The 17,938-nt window shown below is 70.3% G+C and carries 22 protein-coding genes and 1 tRNA gene; 6 read left to right on the top strand and 17 right to left on the bottom strand.

Going from position 1 to position 17,938, the window contains the following annotated elements:
- Positions 1-128 precede the first annotated feature (128 nt).
- Positions 129-332, top strand: a complete 204-nt coding sequence (locus ACVFI9_RS12835) for a hypothetical protein (protein WP_474762608.1) — start codon at positions 129-131, stop codon at positions 330-332.
- Positions 333-339: 7 nt separating this feature from the next.
- Positions 340-1,401 (top strand): L-glyceraldehyde 3-phosphate reductase, encoded by a 1,062-nt coding sequence (gene mgrA / locus ACVFI9_RS12830; RefSeq protein ID WP_474762607.1) that lies wholly within the window; start codon positions 340-342, stop codon positions 1,399-1,401.
- A gap of 21 nt (positions 1,402-1,422) precedes the next feature.
- Here mgrA and ACVFI9_RS12825 read toward each other — a convergent pair whose 3' ends face one another.
- The 4 genes from ACVFI9_RS12825 to ACVFI9_RS12810 form a co-directional block, all read right to left on the bottom strand.
- On the bottom strand, positions 1,423-1,938 hold the full coding sequence (locus ACVFI9_RS12825) for a septum formation family protein (RefSeq protein WP_474762606.1): 516 nt from the start codon (positions 1,936-1,938) through the stop codon (positions 1,423-1,425).
- Positions 1,939-2,097: 159 nt separating this feature from the next.
- Positions 2,098-2,310, bottom strand: coding sequence for a hypothetical protein (locus tag ACVFI9_RS12820; RefSeq protein ID WP_474762605.1), 213 nt, complete (start codon positions 2,308-2,310; stop codon positions 2,098-2,100).
- A gap of 75 nt (positions 2,311-2,385) precedes the next feature.
- Entirely contained in the window at positions 2,386-3,309 is a 924-nt protein-coding gene (locus ACVFI9_RS12815; RefSeq protein ID WP_474762604.1) for an LLM class F420-dependent oxidoreductase, read from the bottom strand.
- A 1-nt stretch (position 3,310) separates the two neighbouring features.
- Positions 3,311-4,225, bottom strand: coding sequence for an inositol monophosphatase family protein (locus ACVFI9_RS12810; protein WP_474762603.1), 915 nt, complete (start codon positions 4,223-4,225; stop codon positions 3,311-3,313).
- Positions 4,226-4,331: 106 nt separating this feature from the next.
- On the opposite strand from ACVFI9_RS12810, the gene ACVFI9_RS12805 reads away from it, so the two are divergent.
- Both ACVFI9_RS12805 and ACVFI9_RS12800 read left to right on the top strand, forming a co-directional pair.
- A tRNA-Lys gene (locus ACVFI9_RS12805) sits at positions 4,332-4,404 on the top strand.
- A gap of 117 nt (positions 4,405-4,521) precedes the next feature.
- On the top strand, positions 4,522-5,718 hold the full coding sequence (locus tag ACVFI9_RS12800; RefSeq protein WP_474766251.1) for an IS481 family transposase: 1,197 nt from the start codon (positions 4,522-4,524) through the stop codon (positions 5,716-5,718).
- Between the two features lie 144 nt (positions 5,719-5,862).
- Here ACVFI9_RS12800 and nhaA read toward each other — a convergent pair whose 3' ends face one another.
- The 4 genes from nhaA to ACVFI9_RS12780 all read right to left on the bottom strand — a co-directional run bounded on the left by nhaA (position 5,863) and on the right by ACVFI9_RS12780 (position 9,788).
- Positions 5,863-7,743, bottom strand: a complete 1,881-nt coding sequence (gene nhaA / locus ACVFI9_RS12795) for a Na+/H+ antiporter NhaA (RefSeq protein ID WP_474762602.1) — start codon at positions 7,741-7,743, stop codon at positions 5,863-5,865.
- A gap of 96 nt (positions 7,744-7,839) precedes the next feature.
- A complete protein-coding gene (locus ACVFI9_RS12790; RefSeq protein ID WP_474762601.1) occupies positions 7,840-8,790 on the bottom strand; it encodes a 5'-3' exonuclease in 951 nt (316 codons plus the stop codon).
- A 52-nt stretch (positions 8,791-8,842) separates the two neighbouring features.
- Positions 8,843-9,040, bottom strand: coding sequence for a hypothetical protein (locus tag ACVFI9_RS12785; protein WP_474762600.1), 198 nt, complete (start codon positions 9,038-9,040; stop codon positions 8,843-8,845).
- 13 nt (positions 9,041-9,053) lie between these two features.
- On the bottom strand, positions 9,054-9,788 hold the full coding sequence (locus ACVFI9_RS12780) for a DUF4145 domain-containing protein (RefSeq protein ID WP_474762599.1): 735 nt from the start codon (positions 9,786-9,788) through the stop codon (positions 9,054-9,056).
- Between the two features lie 122 nt (positions 9,789-9,910).
- Between ACVFI9_RS12780 and ACVFI9_RS12775 the strand changes: the two genes are divergently transcribed.
- Positions 9,911-10,111, top strand: coding sequence for a hypothetical protein (locus ACVFI9_RS12775; protein WP_474762598.1), 201 nt, complete (start codon positions 9,911-9,913; stop codon positions 10,109-10,111).
- Positions 10,112-10,221: 110 nt separating this feature from the next.
- A complete protein-coding gene (locus tag ACVFI9_RS12770) occupies positions 10,222-10,524 on the top strand; it encodes a hypothetical protein (protein ID WP_474762597.1) in 303 nt (100 codons plus the stop codon).
- Positions 10,525-10,880: 356 nt separating this feature from the next.
- On the opposite strand, the gene ACVFI9_RS12765 is transcribed toward ACVFI9_RS12770, so the two are convergent.
- The 9 genes from ACVFI9_RS12765 to ACVFI9_RS12725 form a co-directional block, all read right to left on the bottom strand.
- On the bottom strand, positions 10,881-11,189 hold the full coding sequence (locus tag ACVFI9_RS12765; protein WP_474762596.1) for a DUF7169 domain-containing protein: 309 nt from the start codon (positions 11,187-11,189) through the stop codon (positions 10,881-10,883).
- Between the two features lie 44 nt (positions 11,190-11,233).
- Positions 11,234-11,677 (bottom strand): hypothetical protein, encoded by a 444-nt coding sequence (locus ACVFI9_RS12760; RefSeq protein ID WP_474762595.1) that lies wholly within the window; start codon positions 11,675-11,677, stop codon positions 11,234-11,236.
- 160 nt (positions 11,678-11,837) lie between these two features.
- Positions 11,838-12,083, bottom strand: a complete 246-nt coding sequence (locus tag ACVFI9_RS12755; RefSeq protein ID WP_474762594.1) for a hypothetical protein — start codon at positions 12,081-12,083, stop codon at positions 11,838-11,840.
- A 34-nt stretch (positions 12,084-12,117) separates the two neighbouring features.
- Positions 12,118-12,501: an HNH endonuclease gene (locus tag ACVFI9_RS12750; RefSeq protein WP_474762593.1), complete on the bottom strand. Its 384-nt coding sequence runs from the start codon at positions 12,499-12,501 to the stop codon at positions 12,118-12,120.
- A 409-nt stretch (positions 12,502-12,910) separates the two neighbouring features.
- Entirely contained in the window at positions 12,911-13,105 is a 195-nt protein-coding gene (locus tag ACVFI9_RS12745; RefSeq protein ID WP_474762592.1) for a hypothetical protein, read from the bottom strand.
- Positions 13,102-14,085: a hypothetical protein gene (locus ACVFI9_RS12740; RefSeq protein ID WP_474762591.1), complete on the bottom strand. Its 984-nt coding sequence runs from the start codon at positions 14,083-14,085 to the stop codon at positions 13,102-13,104. The genes ACVFI9_RS12745 and ACVFI9_RS12740 overlap by 4 nt, the downstream gene beginning before the upstream one ends.
- A gap of 374 nt (positions 14,086-14,459) precedes the next feature.
- Positions 14,460-14,669 carry a hypothetical protein gene (locus ACVFI9_RS12735; RefSeq protein WP_474762590.1) on the bottom strand — a complete coding sequence of 70 codons (210 nt, stop codon included), beginning with the start codon at positions 14,667-14,669 and terminating at the stop codon, positions 14,460-14,462.
- 88 nt (positions 14,670-14,757) lie between these two features.
- Positions 14,758-15,630 carry a major capsid protein gene (locus tag ACVFI9_RS12730; RefSeq protein WP_474762589.1) on the bottom strand — a complete coding sequence of 291 codons (873 nt, stop codon included), beginning with the start codon at positions 15,628-15,630 and terminating at the stop codon, positions 14,758-14,760.
- Between the two features lie 754 nt (positions 15,631-16,384).
- Complete coding sequence (locus ACVFI9_RS12725) at positions 16,385-17,884, bottom strand: recombinase family protein (RefSeq protein ID WP_474762588.1); 1,500 nt, start codon at positions 17,882-17,884, stop codon at positions 16,385-16,387.
- Positions 17,885-17,938: the final 54 nt, after the last annotated feature.

Raw genomic sequence — 17,938 nt, 5'->3', positions numbered from 1 at the left:
GTTGCGGTCCCGAGAGGGGCGGTCCGTTCGGGCCGCCCCTCTCGCGCGTCTCCGCGGGACTTTCGGCCCTCAGTGCCCGCCGGCGAACCGGTAGCCATGAGCGAGGACACCGAACTCGGGAGGCGTGAATGGCGTACGACGGCAAGACGAGGGTCGTGGCGCAGGACGGTGCGTGGGGGTTCTTCTTCTTCCTCGCCTACATCGGCGCGGCGATCTACTTCATCTCGGTGTCCGACGGCAGCTTCTGGGCGGTCGTGCTCGGGCTCCTGCAGGCGATCGTCTGGCCCGTGTACGTCATCTACGAGGTGCTCGTGCTGCTGCTCGGGGCATGATGGTGCGATGTCGACGTATCGCGCCGCACCCGACCGCTACGACCGCATGACGTACCGCCGCAGCGGGCGATCGGGCCTCAAGCTGCCGCTCGTCTCGCTCGGCCTCTGGCAGAACTTCGGCGACGACCGCGCGCTCGAGACCCAGCGGGCCATCGTGCAGCGAGCCTTCGACCTCGGCATCACGCACTTCGACCTGGCGAACAACTACGGTCCGCCGTACGGGTCGGCCGAGGCGAACTTCGGGCGGATGCTCGCGACCGACCTGCGCACGCACCGCGACGAGCTCGTCATCTCGACGAAGGCCGGATGGGACATGTGGCCCGGCCCCTACGGGGTCGGCGGCAGCCGGAAGTACCTGCTCGCGTCGCTCGACCGCTCGCTCTCGCGCCTGGGGCTCGAGTACGTCGACATCTTCTACTCCCACCGGCCCGACCCCGAGACGCCGCTGGAGGAGACGGCCGCCGCGCTCGATCACGCCGTGCGATCGGGCCGCGCGCTCCACGTCGGCATCTCCTCGTACAGCGCGGACGCCACGCGAGCGATCGCGGGCATGCTCGCGCAACTCGGCACCCCGCTCCTCATCCATCAGCCCTCGTACTCGATGCTGAACCGGTGGATCGAGACCGAAGGGCTCCTGGACGCCGCCGCCGAGCTGGGGTTCGGGGTCATCGGCTTCACCCCGCTCGCGCAGGGCATGCTGACCGACAAGTACCTGGGCGGCATCCCAGAGGACTCCCGCGCGGCGTCCGACGGCTCACTCGACCGCGGGATGCTGAGCGACGAGAACGTCGACCGGCTCCGCTCCCTCGCCGCGATCGCCGAACGCCGGGGCCAGTCGCTCGCCCAGCTCGCGCTGGGCTGGGCGCTCCGCGACGAGCGGGTCACGAGCCTCGTCATCGGCGCCAGCCGCGTCGAACAGCTCGAGGAGAACGTGGCCGCACTCGACCGCCTCGACTTCAGCGCCGAGGAGTTGGCTGAGATCGACCGCTACGCCGGCGACGCCGGTATCGACCTCTGGGCCGATGCACGGCGCGGCGGGCCGTTGCCGGTGCTGCGCCCCGAACCATGACGACCGCCGCGCCGCGCGCGGTCAGTACGCGGCCCCCGCCAGCGTGCCCGTCACGGCGCCCGCCGGATCCCAGATGACGCACGAGACGACGCGGTCGCCCTGGGCCCAGCTCTCCTCGGTGGGGCGGTAGGCGTAGAAGTCGAGCGTCGACGTCTCGTAGGCGAGCCCGACGAACGGCTCGAACTCGGCGTAGCATCCGGACTCGGATGCCTCGAGTACCGCGTCGTCGCCCGGGAAGTCGCCATCGTCGAGCGAGAAGTCGAAGTAGATCTCCTCGTCGTGCGGCTCGCCGCACGGCACGACCGGCACCTCGCTCACGACCTCATCCTCGACCGTGTTCAGGCAGTCGCCGACGCGCAGCGCGAACACGTCGGCCTGGCTCTCCTCGACGATCTCCTGCGTCGTCTCGTCACGCTCGGGTTCAGGGGCCTTGACCGGCAGCAGGTCGAGCACGGCGCTGCAGCCGGCGAGCGGAAGCGTCACGGTGAGGGCCGCAGCAGCGACGAGGGCGCGGACGAGGGGGCGGCGTGCAGACATGCGGGAGCCTTTCGGGGCGAGGTCGGAGAGCGGATGCCGGGTCGGCGGGGGATACGGATCTGCCCGTGCGCAGGCGCGGCGGCGTCAGCCTATCGGCGGCCACCCACCGTCGTCGATGGGATGGTCTCCCCATGGGCGGAGCGTGCTCGAGACCGCTGCTCAGCGGTCGGCAGCGTCGGAATCGGGCCGCCGCCACACCGCCAGATGACGCAGCCAGGAGCGAGGCGCGGGCACGCCGGGCGACGGCTCGTCTTCGGCAGGCGCCGCGGCCGCATCCCGCTGCTCACGCCAGATGAGGTACGCGAGATACGGGTCGTCCTCCGGACCCAGCGGATGATGCTGGTCCGTCGTCCGAGTCCGTCTGCGTTGCATCGCCGACTCTTCCCCCTGAGGGCCCCCGCCCCCTCTTCGAGCAAGATAACTCCGAATCGGCCCTCGCGCGACCCCCTAACTCAGATGGGGCGCGACGGCGTCGGCGATGAGCTCGAGATGCTCGAGGTCGCGCAGGTCCACGAGTTGCAGGTACACGCGGTCGGCGCCGAGCTCGCGCAGGCGGAGGAGCTTCTCGACCGCGGCATCCGGAGTTCCCGCGATGTTCACCTCGGCGAACGTGTCGACGTCGGCGCCGATGGCCTCGAGCCGCCGCAGGTAGTCGGTGTCGTCGCGAGCGACGACGGTCGGCAGCGCGACCGAACGGCGCAGTGTGGCGGGGTCGCGGCCGAGGTCTTCGCATGCGCGGCGCACTCCCTCGAATGCGCGCGCGATGACCGCTTCGGAGCGGAAGCCGATGTTGAACTCGGTCGCGAACCGTGCGGCGACGGCCGGTGTGCGGCGCGGGCCTGAGCCGCCGATGATCACGGGCACGCGCTCCTGCATGGGCTTCGGCAGGGCGGGGGATGCCCCGAGCGTGTAGTGCTCGCCCGAGAAGTCGAACGTCTCGCCGACCGGCGTCGACCAGAGACCCGTCACGATCTCGAGCTGCTCCTCGAGGATGCCGAACCGCTTCTCGGGGAACGGGATGCCGTATGCCGTGTGCTCCTCGGCGAACCAGCCCGTGCCGAGCCCGAGCTCCACCCGGCCACCCGACATGGCGTCGACCTGCGCGACCTGGATGGCGAGCAGCGACGGATGCCGAAACGTCGCCGACGAGACGAGCGTGCCCAACCGGATGCGGCTGGTGTCGCGCGCAAGGCCCGCGAGGGTGGTCCAGGCATCCGTGGGTCCCGGCAGCGGATCCCCCGCGCCCATGCGCAGGAAGTGATCGGAGCGGAACCAGCCGTGGAATCCGAGTCGCTCCGTGGCTGCCGCCTGCGCGAGCTGGTCGTCGTAGCTCGCGCCTTGCTGCGGCTCGGTGAAGATGCAGAGCTCCATGTCAGGCCTCCGCGCTCTCGGCATCGCCGGAGGCCAGCACGGCGAGCACCGCGTCGTGCAGGCGGCCGTTGGTGGCGAGCGAGCTGCCGTGCCAGGGGCCTGGCTCGCCCGTGATCGACGTGAATCGGCCGCCCGCCTCCTCGACGATCGGCACGAGGGCGGCGAGATCGTAGGGCTTCACGTCGAACTCGCCCGTGATGTCGAGCAGGCCCTCGGCGAGCAGCATGTACGACCACAGGTCGCCGTAGGCGCGGTCGCGCCACACGCGGTCGCCGAGCGCGAGCAGCTGGTCGAGGTAACCGGCCTGCCGCCACTGGGCGAGGCTCTGGAAGCTGAGCGAGGCATCCGACAGCTCCTCGACGGCCGACACGCGCAGGCGCCGGGCTCCCGGGAATCGGGCGGATGCCGCATCCGCCGGCCCTGCGTCAGCTCGGGGCTCCTCGGCGCTCGCGCCCGCCTCGGCGGCCGACTCGATCGTCCAGGCGCCCATGCCGGGGGCGGCCCACCAGCGGCGGCCCATGGCGGGGGAGGAGGCGACGCCGACCACCGGCACGCCGTCGATCGCGAGCGCGATGAGCGTGCCCCAGACGGGGATGCCGCGGAGGAAGTTCGCGGTGCCGTCGATCGGGTCGATGATCCATTGCCGGGTCGCGTCGCCCTCGGTGCCGAACTCCTCGCCGAGTACGCCGTCGCCCGGGCGCGCCTCGGCGAGGCGGTCGCGGATGGCGCGTTCGACCGCGAGGTCGGCCTCGGTCACGGGCGTGCGGTCGGGTTTCGTCTGCACCTCGAGGTCGACGGCGCGGAACCGGCCGAGCGAGACGGCGTCGGCGCGATCGGCGAGTTCGAGCGCGAGGTCGAGGTCAGCGGCGAGGTCGGGTGTCAGGGCGTCAGGGTCGAGGCTGGGGGCGTCAGGCACCGAACCAGCCTATCGACGCGCCCGGGCCTGCTCGATTGGCGCTCGACGCCTCTCGCCTGATAACGTGGTTCTTCGGTTCGGGGCTGTCCCAGACATCCGGAATCGCGCACCTCTAGCTCAATCGGCAGAGCAACTGACTCTTAATCAGTGGGTTCAGGGTTCAAGTCCCTGGGGGTGCACTGCAAGCCCTGTATGGCTTCGGTTGATGCTGGACATCTTGTCGTCGGGTGATCGTTGACGGTGTTCCGGTTGATGCTTGACAGTGTCTTCGGGTGATGGTTGACACTCTCTCCATGTTGAGGGAGTTGGCTGTGTCTGAGCAGCGGTACCAGGCCGTTCTGGCGGTGATCGCCGAGGGGTGTTCGGTGGTCGAGGTGGCCGGCAGGTTCGGCGTGTCGCGGCAGAGCGTGCACGCGTGGCTGGCGAAGTACGAGGCTGAGGGTGTGGCCGGTCTGGAGGATCATTCGCATCGGCCGCGGTCGTCTCCGGCGCAGATGCCGGCGGATATCGAGGCGCTGGTGCTGGAGTTGCGGCGGGCGCACCGGGGGTGGGGTCCGCGGCGTCTGGTGCACGAGCTGGGAAGGCGCGGCGTGGATCCGCTGCCGTCGGAGTCGGGCGTGTATCGGGCACTGCGTCGTGCCGGGATGATCGAGCCCGGCGCGCGTCGGCGTCGGAAGGACACGTGGAAGCGGTGGGAGCGGGCCGCGGCGATGGAGCTGTGGCAGATGGATGTGGTGGGCGGGTTCGCGTTGCGCGATGGGACGCACCTGAAATGCCTGACCGGGATCGATGACCACTCCCGGCTGATCGTGTGCGCGCATCTGATGCGCCGGGAAGTGTCCCGGAACGTGTGCGAGGGTCTGGTCGGCGCGCTGCGCCGGTACGGGCTGCCGGTGCAGATCCTGACCGATAACGGGAAGGTGTTCACCGGCCGGTTCAATCATCCGCCGGTGGAGATGTTGTTCGAGCGGATCTGTCGGGAGAACGGCATCGATCACCTGTTGACCGCGCCCAGGTCGCCGACCACGACGGGCAAAATCGAACGATTCCATCGGTCGTTGCGGGCCGAGTTCCTGACGGGGCGGGTGTTCGGCTCGTTCGTTCAGGCGCAGGCGGAGCTGGATGCGTGGGTCGCCGAGTACAACAACGACCGCCCCCATCAGGCCATCGGGATGCAGACGCCCGCGGCCCGGTTCGCAGCGTCGCTGGCATCGGCCGTGCCGGTGACCGTGGACGCGTCGGCGCTGGAGCGGGATCGGAGGGGCAACGACTGGATCACCCGGACGGTCTCAGCCGTCGGCACGGTATGCGTGGCGTGGCAGCAGATCAGTGTCGGCAAGCACCGCGCGGGCGCGCGCGTGGATGTCCACGTGACCGATGAGTTGCTGCAGATCTGGGACGGCGCCGACCTGCTGAAGACCGCCGTCCGTTCAAACCCGGGGAAGGAGATCCGTGTGAAGAAGGCGTTCACCACACCCGTGCGCGGGGCCTAATCTGACAACGAGAGTGTCAACCATCACCCGACGCTCCAACGTCAGGCATCACCCGAAGACCTACAGGTGCACTGCAAGCCCCGAACCTCTCGCCAGGTTCGGGGCTTCTTCATGTTCGCGGCGATGCTTCCCAGCGCGAGCAGGTCATCGAACCGCCTCGTCGGGTTCCACGGACTCGGTGAGGGCCCGCAGCAGCGACTGGGCGTCGTAGGGGCCGACGTGTCGACGGCCGTTGATGAACAGCGTCGGCACCGCCGTGATGCCCATGGCCTCGGCGTCGAGCATGTCGTCGCGTACGCGTGCCGCCACTTCGGCAGAGGTGAGGTCCTTCTCGAAGCGCTCGACGTCGAGGCCCAGGCTCCCGGCGAGTCGGATGATGTCCGACGGGCGCTGGTTCTCCTGGTCGGCGAAGAGGCCCCGTTCGAACTCGAAGAACTTCCCTTGAAGCGCGGCGGCTTCCGATGCCTCGGCGCCGGCAAGGGCGTTGGGGTGATACTCGGTGAGCGGCGCATGGCGCCACACGTAGCGCAGTCGATCACCGAGTTCCTGGTGCACCTCTTGGATCGAGCCCGAGGCCTTGAGGCAGAAGCCGCACTGGAAGTCGCCGTACTCGACGATCGTGTACGGCGCATCGGCGGCACCGAACACGTGGTCCCGAGCGGGGTTCACCGGGCGGGCGAGCGTCTGCCCGGCGTCCTGATCGGGGCGGAGTGCATCCGAGATGCGGAAGATGACCGTCGCGAGGAGGAAGGCGATCACGGATGCCGCGAGCACGCCGACTCGCGCCTCGTTCTGGACGAGCGGGTCGTCGATCGCGAGGTCGACGATGAACAGCGAGATGGTGAAGCCCAGTCCCGTGACGGCGGCACCGCCGGCGATGCGATCGAGGGTGAGGCCGGGTCCGAACTCGCCGAGGCGGAGGAGTCGGGGCAGGGCGGTGGAGCCGAAGACGCCGATGAACTTGCCCGCCACCAGACCGACGACGACGCCCCACGTGATGGGCGAGCTCGCGGCCGCCGCGAGGATGTCGGGGCTCAGCTGCACGCCGGCGTTGGCGAGCGCGAAGAGGGGCAGGATCACGTACGCGACGTACGGCGCGTAGGCCGACTGCAGTCGCTCGTTGATCGAGATCGACTCGCGCAGGCTGTTCGCCGCCGCGCGTGCGTACTCGGTGTTCGGTGACTGCCGGAAGGTGCGTGCGAGGTCGAGGGCATGCTCGACGTCTCGGCGGTTGGGGCGGTAGACGGGCACCAGCAGGGCGATCGCCACACCGGCGAGCGTCGGGTGCACGCCCGAGGCGAGGAAGGCGAGCCACACGATGATCGCCAGGGTCGCGTAGACCGGGCCCCGCCCGCCGCGGAGGAAGCGCGTGAAGTACACGCCCGCCAGGCCCGCGGCGGCGATGACGAGCGGCAGCGGGTTGAACTCCTCGGTGTACACGAGCGCGATGATGCTGAGCGCCCCGATGTCGTCCACGACGGCGAGCGCGAGCAGGAACACGCGGAGTCGGCCGGGCACCCGTGGTCCGATGAGCGCGAGTGCCCCGAGGAGGAAGGCGGTGTCGGTCGAGATCACGATGCCCCACGCGGACTCGTACCCGGATCCGGCCGCGATGAGCACGAACAGCAGCGCCGGGACGGCGAGACCGGCGATCGCCGCCACCACCGGCACCACGGCCCGTGACCAGCTGGTCAGCTCGCCGATCGCGAATTCCCTCCGCACCTCGAGCCCGACCGTGAAGAAGAAGATCGCCATGAGCGCGTCGTTCACGAGGGCATGGAGGGTGAAGTCCAGCCGGATGTCGCCGATGCCCAGCGTGAGATGCGTCTCCCAGAAGGCCTCATACGAGCCGGCCGACGCGTTCGCCCAGATGATGGCGGCCGCGGTTGCCAGGAGCAGGAGCAGCGCACCGATCCGGTTCGGGCCGGCCGCACGGATCCGATCGGCGATCGAGGGGCGGGCATGGGACCGGGCTTCGACCTGCTCAGGATCGGGCGACTGCTGGATGAGCGTCAGGTTCGCCATGGGTCCGAATTCTTCCACGCCGAACGGCCCACGTGGGCGGAGTTCGGAGCTTTCCTGTTCGACGGTAACCCGCGCGAAACACTCGGTCCGTTGCGGTCAGCCGGCGTCGACCTCGTTGCCGAGCGCGCGCAGCACCCGCTGCACGGATCCGCCCAGGTTCCACTCGGCCGCGAGCCGCTCGACCTCGGCCCGGTGCGCGTCGTCGAGCGGTTGGATGCGCGCGTCGAACTCACCGAGCTCGAGGTCGCGCACGACCTCGACCACGGTGGGTGCGACTTCGAGGTAGGCGGCCGCCGCGGAGACCTTCGCGCGGATGCCGGCCGACACGGGTGCGGCCGGGTCGGCCGCGGCGGCGACCAGGCCGTCGAGGTCGACGAACTGCTGCAGCAGGCTCGCCGCGGTCTTCTCGCCGATGCCGGCGACGCCGGGGAGCCCGTCTGACGTGTCGCCGCGCAGCACGGCGAAGTCGGCGTACTGGGCAGGGAGCACGCCGTACCGGCCCACGACGCTGACATCGGTCAGCACCTCGAGCTTGCTCATGCCGCGGGCGGTGTAGATGACCCGCACGTCGCGCGCGTCGTCGACGAGCTGGAACAGGTCGCGATCGCCGGTGACGACATCGACCGGCAGTTCCGCCTGCGCCGCAAGGCTGCCGATGACGTCGTCGGCCTCGTGGTCGGGCGCGCCGATGACGGTGACGTCGAGGGCGGCGAGGACCTGCCGGATCATGGGCACCTGCGCCACGAGCGGGTCGGGCACCTCCTCGACATCGGGGCCGCCCGGCACGACCTCGGCGACGCGGTGCGCCTTGTAGCTCGGGATGAGCTCGACCCGCCAGTGCGGGCGCCAGTCGTCGTCCCAGCAGGCGACGAGGTGCGTCGGCTCGAAGTCGGTGACGAGCCGGGCGATGATGTCGAGCAGGCCTCGCACGGCGTTGACGGGGGTGCCGTCGGGCCGCCTGATCGAGTCGGGCACGCCGTAGAAGGCGCGGAAGTAGAGCGAGGCGGTGTCGAGTAATAGCAACTTCTCGCGGCGATCGCTTGGCATGGGGTTAGCCTACGGCGGCAGTCGCGTACCCGGGCCGGGAGCGCCGGGGCGTCTAGAGCTCGTTGAGCGTGTCGTGCATGGTGCGCCATTCGGCCGCGTAGTCCTTGAGGATCCCGGCGACGACGGATCCCGGCTTGCCTGCCTGTTGAGCCGCGAGGGCGGCGGCGTAGGCCGACTGAGCGAAGCTCTCTTGCAGGGACTCGGTCGCCGGGCGGGCGGCGACGGCGGCGCGGATCTCGGCGGGGTCCATTGGGGTGAATGGGCTAAGCCTTCTCCGCTTTGCGTTCTGCGGCATCACGCTTAGCAGGAGGAATGAGGGCGTAGATCTGATCCGCCTTGCGTGGCTGAGTAATCAACTCTTCCACCAGTGCGTTGATCGCCTCGAAGAACGGTTCGGCGACTTCCGCCGCGTCACCTTCGAGGAAGAGGGCGACGATATCCGAATCGCCAGAGTGGAGGGCATCATTACCGATCACTCGAAGCGCTGTGAGCACTCGCCACAGCGGGGCCGCGACCTTGCCGGACAAGCCCGCGATCAGGTCGTCGAGGCGCTTATCGGAGGGCGTGTCTTCGAGCGCTCGCAGGAGCCGTTCGAGCGTGGCTCGGGCGAGGGCCGCCGCTGCCCGGCGTGAGACGGGGAGCACGGCCCGTGCTTCTTCGTAAAGCTCGGCCGTGCTCTGCGGCATATCCGGATGAGCTGGGGCGATCGTCGACTCCGACGGATAGATCATCCGGCTGCCTCGCCAGACGCAGCTTTCACCACATGACACGCAGAGCGATGCCGACCAACTACTAGTCTCCAGCGGAGCACCCAAATTGGTGACCTCGGTGCCGCGGACCCCGAATGCGCCTGCGTTATCGGCAAACGGAATGTAGGCCCTCCCGGTCTGTGGAGTCAGTGCGTGAATGCGTAGCTCTCGCCATTCGTGATGACTGAGCGCGCCGCATCGCGAACAGGTGAAGCGATCGAGGCCAGCCGCCGGAGCTACGTAAGTCATGCACTGATGCTCGCATATGGGGCCGACTCCGAGCGGCTACTCATTCGGGGAGCGCGTAGGGCGTCTTGCGTGAGTCGTCCACCATTGGCGCGAGGCGGCGGCGGCGCGTTAATCTGCCGCGCATGGATGCTGAACTGTTCGCGATCATTGAGGCAGAGCGAGAGGCCGACGAGGCTTTCGAGGCGGTCAGCGACGCCGAGCTGGAGCCGGTCGCGGTGACGTTCGACGACGAGGGCGCTCGTATCGAGACATACGCCGACGGGAGCTCGGTAGCGTTCGGGCCGGGCGGGGAGTTGCTCCGCGCGTATGATCCTCGGTCATGAGGGGTATCGGCAGGTGGCCGCAGCTCGGCAGCGTCCATAAGGACGGCAGTAGGTACGTTGGGCACGCCGACGGTCGAGTCGAGCCGCTCTATCGAGCCGGGACGCCGCCGGTGAACAAGCTCGTCCAGTCGACCGTCGCAGGCTTCGTCTCCGGTGTTCGGATCGGGGATCAGTTGCGCGTCACATTCGACGGGCGGCACTGGTGGGCGAGCACGAGGGAGGGGCGGCTCGGTCGCCTCTCGTGGACGTTGTCGCACGAGACGCCGAAGCCGTGGCAGGAAGTGCCGATCGTTTACCCGCGCGAGGGAGTGCTGACCGTGCGGAGGCTCCTGCTCGACGCCGCGGGCCACGTGATCAACTGCGGCGGGATCGTCGTAGGAACGACGAAGGGCCCCGCTCCTAGTTCGGACTAGGGCGGGGCCGTGTCAGGCCGTCAACAATTCGCCTGCGGCCGGGGCGGGGTCAGTTCCGGCGGGCGAGGAGGTCGTAGCCGGGGTGCGAATACTCGCGGCTGAGCTGGCAATCCCAGCATCGGCCGTAGCCGTGCTGGGGGAAGTCGCCGACGAGGAGGAGGCGGCCGCATGGGCCGACGCAGCGTTGCATTGGGGGCTCATTTCGGGGTCGGGGAAATCGGGGCGGTGTACGTAAAAACCGGGAGCTATACGTATCGACAAAGAGGCGCTGTGCCGCTTCGATGAAGGCTACGGGGCGGGGGAGGGAGGGGGCCCCCAGGGGTCCAGCTCGGGTGAGGAGCCGGACCCCTTCGGAGTCACGCCGAGAGAGCGCCGAGGTCGAGCGCGTCGAGCTTCGCGCGTGCTCGCTGTACCGTCGCGAGGGACGCGGCGAGGGCCCGGTGTCCCTCGCGGACAGCGGCGCGGACGGCGAGGCGTCGCTCGTCGGCCACTGTCTCGCCGGTCGGGTCGACGATGCCGCCGCGGGAGCGGATGCCTTCGTCGTCGCGGGGCCGGGGCGTAGGGCCTCTCCGCCATTGAACGTCTTCAGCGGCTCGGAGCATGTGCGCCAGCGAGAGGGCCTCCTCGGCCAACTCGCGGAGGAGGTCGGGGAGGGTCGTCGGCATGGGGCGTCCTTTCGCTGGGGGTGGGGTCGTCGACGGGCCGGGGGCTACGCCGCGGGGCGGCAGGCGTCGCGCTGGCAGCGTCCCGACGTCGGGCGGGGGCCCTTCGCCGGTCGCCACTCGCCGCAGATGGAGCACGCGACGAAGTAGCCCGACAGGTGGCGCGGGGCGTCCGGGGACGCCGGGACAGGATCCGCCGGGGCGGGGGTCTTCGCGGGAGCCTTCGCGGGGGCCGTCGCGAGGCGCTCGGCCGTCTCGGCGAGGCCCAGCTCGCGGGCGCGGGCCTTGACGTGGAGCTCGCGGTCGGTGGTCGAGAGCTTCAGCCACTGGCCGCGGGACAGGTCGCCGAGGAGGCGGCGAGGAGCGCGGGCGGCGCGGTTGTCGTAGGCGAAGGGGAGGAAGCGGGTCGTGAGCTGGGCGATCGAGTGCTCGGCGCGCTTTCGGAGCTGTGTCTTCGTGATCTGCGGGGCGGTGGTGGTCGTGGTGTTCAAGCGGAGGCCTTTCGATTGTTGGCGCGGGCAGCGGCGCGGCGCTCGGCGCGGGACGACATGGGGCGTACAGGGGCGGACGGGGACGCGGGGGCGAGCTGAGGACGCCGGAGCTGGGAAGGCTTCAGGGCCCCGCGGTGCCCCATGCCCATGACGCGGACGCTCACGAGCGGGCCGCCTTGCGAGCCTCGATCGCGAGGCGCTCGTAGGCGCGGGACTCGGCGACGGCGGCGAGCTGGGCGTCGCGGGCGAGCTTCAGGGCGTCCTCGGGGCTGAGGCCCTTCTCGGCGGCGAAGGCCTCGACGCGGGCGAGGTTCGCTGGGGAGAGGTCGTCGAGGCGGCGAGGGAGCGGGTTCTCCTCGATCGCGCGGCGGATGATCTCGTCGACGGCGCGCTGGTTGCGGATCATGGGGCTTTCCTTTCGGGGTTCGGGGGTGGGTTATTTAGGCGGGGAGCTCGACGACGCGGACGGGCCACGAGGCGACGAGCTCGGCGAGGTCGGGCCGCCAGACAAAGAGCGGGCGGTCGTGCTTGCCGCCGGGGCCGCGATTGCAGCTCTGGCAGCTCGGGACGGTGTTCTCCGGGACGTCGAGGCCGCCGCGGGAGAGAGGCTCGACGTGCTCGACGTCCTCGAACGGGGCCGAGCAATAGGCGCAGCTCCAGAGGTCGCGGCGCTCCCAGTCGTCGAGGTAGGCGCCGAGGTAGCGCTTTGCTTTGCGGGCGGCTTCGCAGGCGCGGCACGAGTCGCTTAGTCCATCGGGCTTCGAGCGGTTCGCAGAAAAACTGTCGAGGCGGACCTCCTCACGGCAGGTGCGGCAGGGCTTCAACCCTCCGGGCCTGAGGCGGGCGCGGTCGGCGGCGAGCTCGGCGTCGGAGCGGGCACGGAGGCGGGCGCGGCGGCGGCGCTGGTCCTCGGCGTGGCGGCCGTCGGCGACGCGGCGGTGGGCGTACTCGCGGGCGCGCTCGCGGAGCTTCTCGCGGTTGGCCTCGCGCCAGCGGTGGGCATTGGCTTCGCGCCAGCGTCGGTTGACCTCGCGGGCCCTGTCGGGGTTGGCTTCGCGCCAGCGTCGGGTGCGGTTCCGGGAACGTTCGCGGCCTTCTCTGGGTTAGCAGCGCGCCAGCGCCGGGCCGCGTTCCGGCGGCACTCGCGGCAATTCGAGGTTCGGCCGTCGTGGCGGTACTTGTCGCGGGTGAAGTCGTCTAGAGGCTTCACGGTGCCACACTCTGCGCATGGCTTCACGGGCGGACCTCGGCGGGGGCGGGGTACGCGCTCGGGTGGTCCGCCAGATATGCGTCGAGCTTCGCCTCGATCAGGCCGAGGCGGGCGGCGGCGAAGCGGGGGCCGCGCGAGGCGGCGAGGGCCTCGATCGCCGGGAAGCCGTAGCGGGCGACGAGGTCGACGAGCGACTGGGGGGAGGTCTGAGGGGTCATCGTGAGGTCCTTTCGTGGGCACGGGCCGCAATGGCGGCGTGGACGGCGTCGAGGTCGAGGGGCTCGGCGGAGGCCTCCAGCTCCCGCCGGTCGCGCTGGAGGAGGAGCGCTCCGAGCTTGTCTCGGGCGGTCAGACGGTCGCGGATCGCGTCGAGGTAGAGGCTCGCGATGCGGTCGCGGGTCGCGGGGGTGGCGGCGTCGGGCTGGACCATGGTGGGCTCCTCGGAGGTTGCGCGGACGGGTTCAGGGACGACGAGGTAGCGGCGTCGGGCTCCGCCGGAGACGATTTCGGCGAGCTCGTCGAGAAGCTCGTAGAAGGTCGTCCGCCCGATGCGGCGCGCGCCGGGGAAGGCCTCGCGGACGCGCTCGGAGTGGGAGACGGCGGCCCGCCATGAGTCCCAGACGTCGCCGAGAAGGTGACGGCCAGGATTCAGCGTCGGGAGCCACTTCGAGAGGACGGCGCGGGCATCGTCGCGGTCGCGGGAGCGCGAGGCAGCAGCGTAGGCGTTCGCGGTCGTGCGGCCGAGGGCGGCGCGCTTTGCCGCGCGGCGGGCCTTCGCGGCCTCGGCGAGGGCGTCGAGGTCGTCGTCGGTTGCCTCCGGGAGGAGGTCGCGGGCGTGGGCGGTCAGTCGACGGAGGTAGCCTCCGTCGACGCGGTCGCGGATCGCGCGGGCGGTGGCCGTCGCGCGGGCGCGGGCGCGGAGGTCGTCGACGAGCCCGGCGGCGGCGTCGAGCGCGGCTAGGGCGAAGCCGCCGACGAGGGGGCGGAGCTCGTCGAGCGGGATCCGGCGGGGCTCGTCGCCGGAGACGTCGAGGACGGTCGAGTAGGTGTCGTGCTCGACGATGCGGAGGCCGCGGGCGGCGAGCTCGTCGGCGATGACGCGGGCGAGGCTGACCGCGTGGGCGGCCCATTCGCCGGAGGGGAGGACGGCGACGCTTCGCTGGGTGATCGTAGCGGCCTGTTCAGGGGAGAGGTCCATGTGAGGTTCCAAGGCTCGGGGTGGGCAATAGGGCGAGGAGGCGGCCGGGGGCCGCATTGCCGCGCGTGGGTGAAGAGTTCGCGTGTCCGTGGTGGTGAATCGTCATATCCCTTCTCCTGCACTAGAGAGAGAGCGCTAGTAGCGGGAATAGAAAGTGGTGATTCAGCACCACGCACACGCGAACTGTTCACCTTGGAGGGCTCAGGGCTTCGCTCCGGCGTGGCTCGGGGGCGTCGCCCGCCCTCTTCGGCGTGGTGAACCGGCGAGGTCCGCGAAACTGCCACCTTTTCGACCCAGTAGTGGGGAGATAGAAAGTGGTGATTCAGCACCACGCACACGCGAACTGTTCACCCCCTCGGGAGGCGAAGGGGCGTTTACACGCCCTCCTCGGCAACGAGAGCGCGGGCGCGGTCGAGATCAGGGCCGTCGGGCGTCGTGAAGAAGGCGGCGGCTTCGAGGATCATTGCGCCGCGCTGGCGGGTGCGATGGGCGGCGACGCGGCAGCGAACGGAGCAATACTCGGCGTAGCCGTTCATCGCCTCGAAGGTTCGGTCGCAACGGCAACAGGTCAACGTGTGCAGCATGAGAGCTCCTCTGTAACGGGGCTAGACAAAAGGGGGGCGGGCCGCCTCCGCCGGGTGAGGAGGAGACGGCCCGCTGAGGGGTGCGGGATTAGACCGCGGTGTCGACGCGAACCGCGCCGCCGTTCGCCACGAGGGAGACGGTGCCGTCCTCGTTGTCCACGGCGAGCGGCATCGCCTTCACGCCGACGAAGGCCGACACGAGGGAGCGGTCGGCCGCGACGGTGCCGTCGTAGCTGCGGATCCAGCGGAGGGCGAAGCCGCTCTGGTTCACGGATGCGCCGAAGGGAGCGCCGTCCGGCACGATCGGCGCGCGCACGACGAGGGCGAAGGCCTCGCGGATGAAGCCCACGATCTCGTCGTCGGCGAGGCGGGTCGACTCGATGACCTCGAAGCCGCGCACCCGGCCGTTGTCGTCGATCGCGTCGGCGTCGAGGAGGTCGGCGTAGACCGAGCTTCCGACGGCGGCGTAGAGCTTCGCCTCGGTCGGCACGCCGTTGTCACGCAGGGCCTTGCGGACCCGAGTAAACGTCTTCGCCGGGGCCATGGCGTCGTAAGTGATCGTCGAGGCGGGCGTCGCGGTCATCGCCGAGGCGACGGCGCGCTCGACGTGCTTTACGATCGCGAGCGACTGCGGGCGGAGGATTTGGGCCGAGAAGTCCTCGATGTCGAGGTCCATCGAGCCTTCGGAGAGCACGACGTTGTCGTAGACGTGGTCGGTCAGCTCGACGTCGATCGACTGCTCGGCGATCTCGTCCGATACGAGCGGGGTGCTCGTGTCGTAGATGCCGCGGGTCTGCGAGGCGACCGCGCCGGGGACGCGGACCTTCACGATGTTGCCCTTGCCGCTCTGGAAGTCGGCTTCGAGGTCGCGGTAGACGAGGCCTGCAAGGTTCAGGTCCTTGCCGACGATGGCCGCGGCGACCTTGGCGATGTTGTCGGGGGTGAGGAAGGCGTTAGCCATGGGGTGCTCCTTGTGGGTAGCTGGGGTGGATGGAAGGAGCCGCACTGCGGGAGGTCGTCCGCGTCGAGGCCTGCTCGGCGGAGTCGCTCTAGGGGTGGCGGGGTCGCCGGGGTTGCCGTGGAGAGGCCTGCTCTCGGAGGCGGGAGCCGCTCGTCGTGGCGATGCCACGCGGGCGGAAGCTTGGAGGGGGCGAGCGAAGGAGATCCCTTCCCGTGCCACCCACGCACGGGAAAAGGCGACTCGCCCCCAAGCGCATCGCCGCGGCCCGAAAGACCTCCCGAGGGGAAAGCAGCCGAGGCGATGCGCGACCCGCCGAACCTCACACGGCGGGGTATGTCTCGCGGTCCGCGGCGTCGTTGCGGCGGGCGCGAGAACTCGTGGCGGTTACGGGTGACCGCCGAAGAAAAGGGCCCGCCGCGAGGGCGGGCGAATGACCCTAGGGGGCTCACAGGAGGAGAGGGCCGGGGTTACGCCCAGATGTTTCCCTTCCACAGGAGGAGAGGGCCGGGGTTACCCCCAGATGTTTCCCTTCCACAGGAGGAGAGGGCCAGTAGTACGGCACGTTTCATGGTCGTCTGGCGTGAGATCATCAGAATATGCAATACAATTGCGGCTGTCTGCCCTTAGACGCAACAGAGGCAGCGAATCAGGGGTCGAAAGTCGCAGGAAACCTGCGCGTCGGCGTGTCGCGACTGGCACGGCGAAGGCCGCCGGGGCGTGTAAACGCGCGGGTCGGCGGCCTTCGGGGTTGGGGTTAGTCGTGCCGGGCGATCTCAGCGAGCGCCGCGGCGTGGGATGCCTCGTCGTCGGTCCAGCGCCACGGGGCCGAGACGCGCTCGGGGGTGATGCCGCGGTGACCGCGGCCGACAGGACGGACGGCGACGGGGCCGGTCAGCGCGCCGGAGAGGAGGGCGCGGCGGTCGTCGGCGGATCCGCGCTCCCAGCGCTCGGCGTATGTCTCCCCGGTGGAGATCTCCTCGACGATCGGCTCCGCCGGGCGAGCGCCGAGCTCGTCGCGGGTCGCGCGGAGGGCTTCGAGGCGCTCGACGAGGGCGGCGAGATCCGCGCCGGGAGCGCGCATGGCGTCCGTCGTGTGGGCGATCGCCTCCTCGATCTCGGCGAGGCCCGCGACATCGCGGGAGACTTCGCGGCGCTCGACGATCTCCAGCGGCCCGGCGACGGCGAGGAGCTCGCCGGAGAGGTAGGCCTCGATCTGGTCGGCGTTGACGCTCGCAGGCTGGGGGCAGGCGCGGCCGTCGCTCTTCGCGCGGCATCCGTAGGACTCGACGTGAGCGCCAGCGGTCCGGCGGGAGTTGACGCGGAGGCGGGAGCCGCAGGATCCGCAGACGAGGAGGCCGGAGAGGAGGCGGGAGGCCTTGCGGCGGCGCTCGGTCAGGGGGCGGGGGGCGAGGATCGCGCGCAAGCGCTCGACGTCGGCCTCGGGGAGGATCGCGGGCCACGGGGCTACGATGACGCCGCGCTCGTCGCGGAGCGGCTGGCCGTGGCGCGTCTGGCGGCCGAGGACGGCGTCGCCGGTGAGGATGACGCGGACGGAGGAGAGCGACCACTTCACGCCGTCGACCTTCTCGGGGTCGCGGGCGGTCGACACCTTGCGCGGGACCGCTCCGGCGGCGTCGAGGTACTGCATCGCTGAGTAGAGCGATCCTCCGGCGAGGACAATATTGGCGGCCTGTCGGATGTGCGCGGCCTCGGCGGCGTCGACGGCGAGCGTCCGGCCGTTGCCGTCGGGGTGGGGCTCGCTCCGGTAGCCGTAGGGCGGGCGACCGCCGCGCCAGCGGTCACCCTGAGAGACGCGGTAGGCGATTGCCGAGCGGACGCGCTCGCCGATCGTGGAGGACTCCAGCGCAGCGAAGACTTGGAGGATCTCGGCCATGGCGCGGCCCATGGGCGAGGTCGTGTCGAGCGGCTCGGTGCAAGAGACGACGTTCACGCCCTCGTCGAGGAGCGTCCCGAAGTCGACGACGGAGCGCGCGAGGCGGTCGAGTCGCCAGACGAGGACGGCGTCGGCCTCGCCGGAGCGTAGGCGGGCGCGGACCTCGGAGAGGCCGGGGCGGTCGAGGCGGCGCTTCGAGGCTGACATGTCGACGTCCTCGACGAGGTCGACGAGGACGAGGCCGCGGGCCTCGGCGGTCTGGCGGATGATCTGGCGCTGGCGGGGGATCGAGGTCGACTCGTCGGTGTCTCGGGAGATCCGGGCGTAGCCGAGGACGCGCATCGAGGTACTAGGTGCCATTACTCCAGTCTAGCGAGGCGGTGTCGAGGAGCATCAGTCGGTCGGCCACACCGC

This window comes from Agromyces sp. NSFZ, assembly GCF_056156205.1.
Note: the sequence above shows the minus strand (reverse complement) of the source record. Positions and strands in the feature narration are given on the sequence as shown.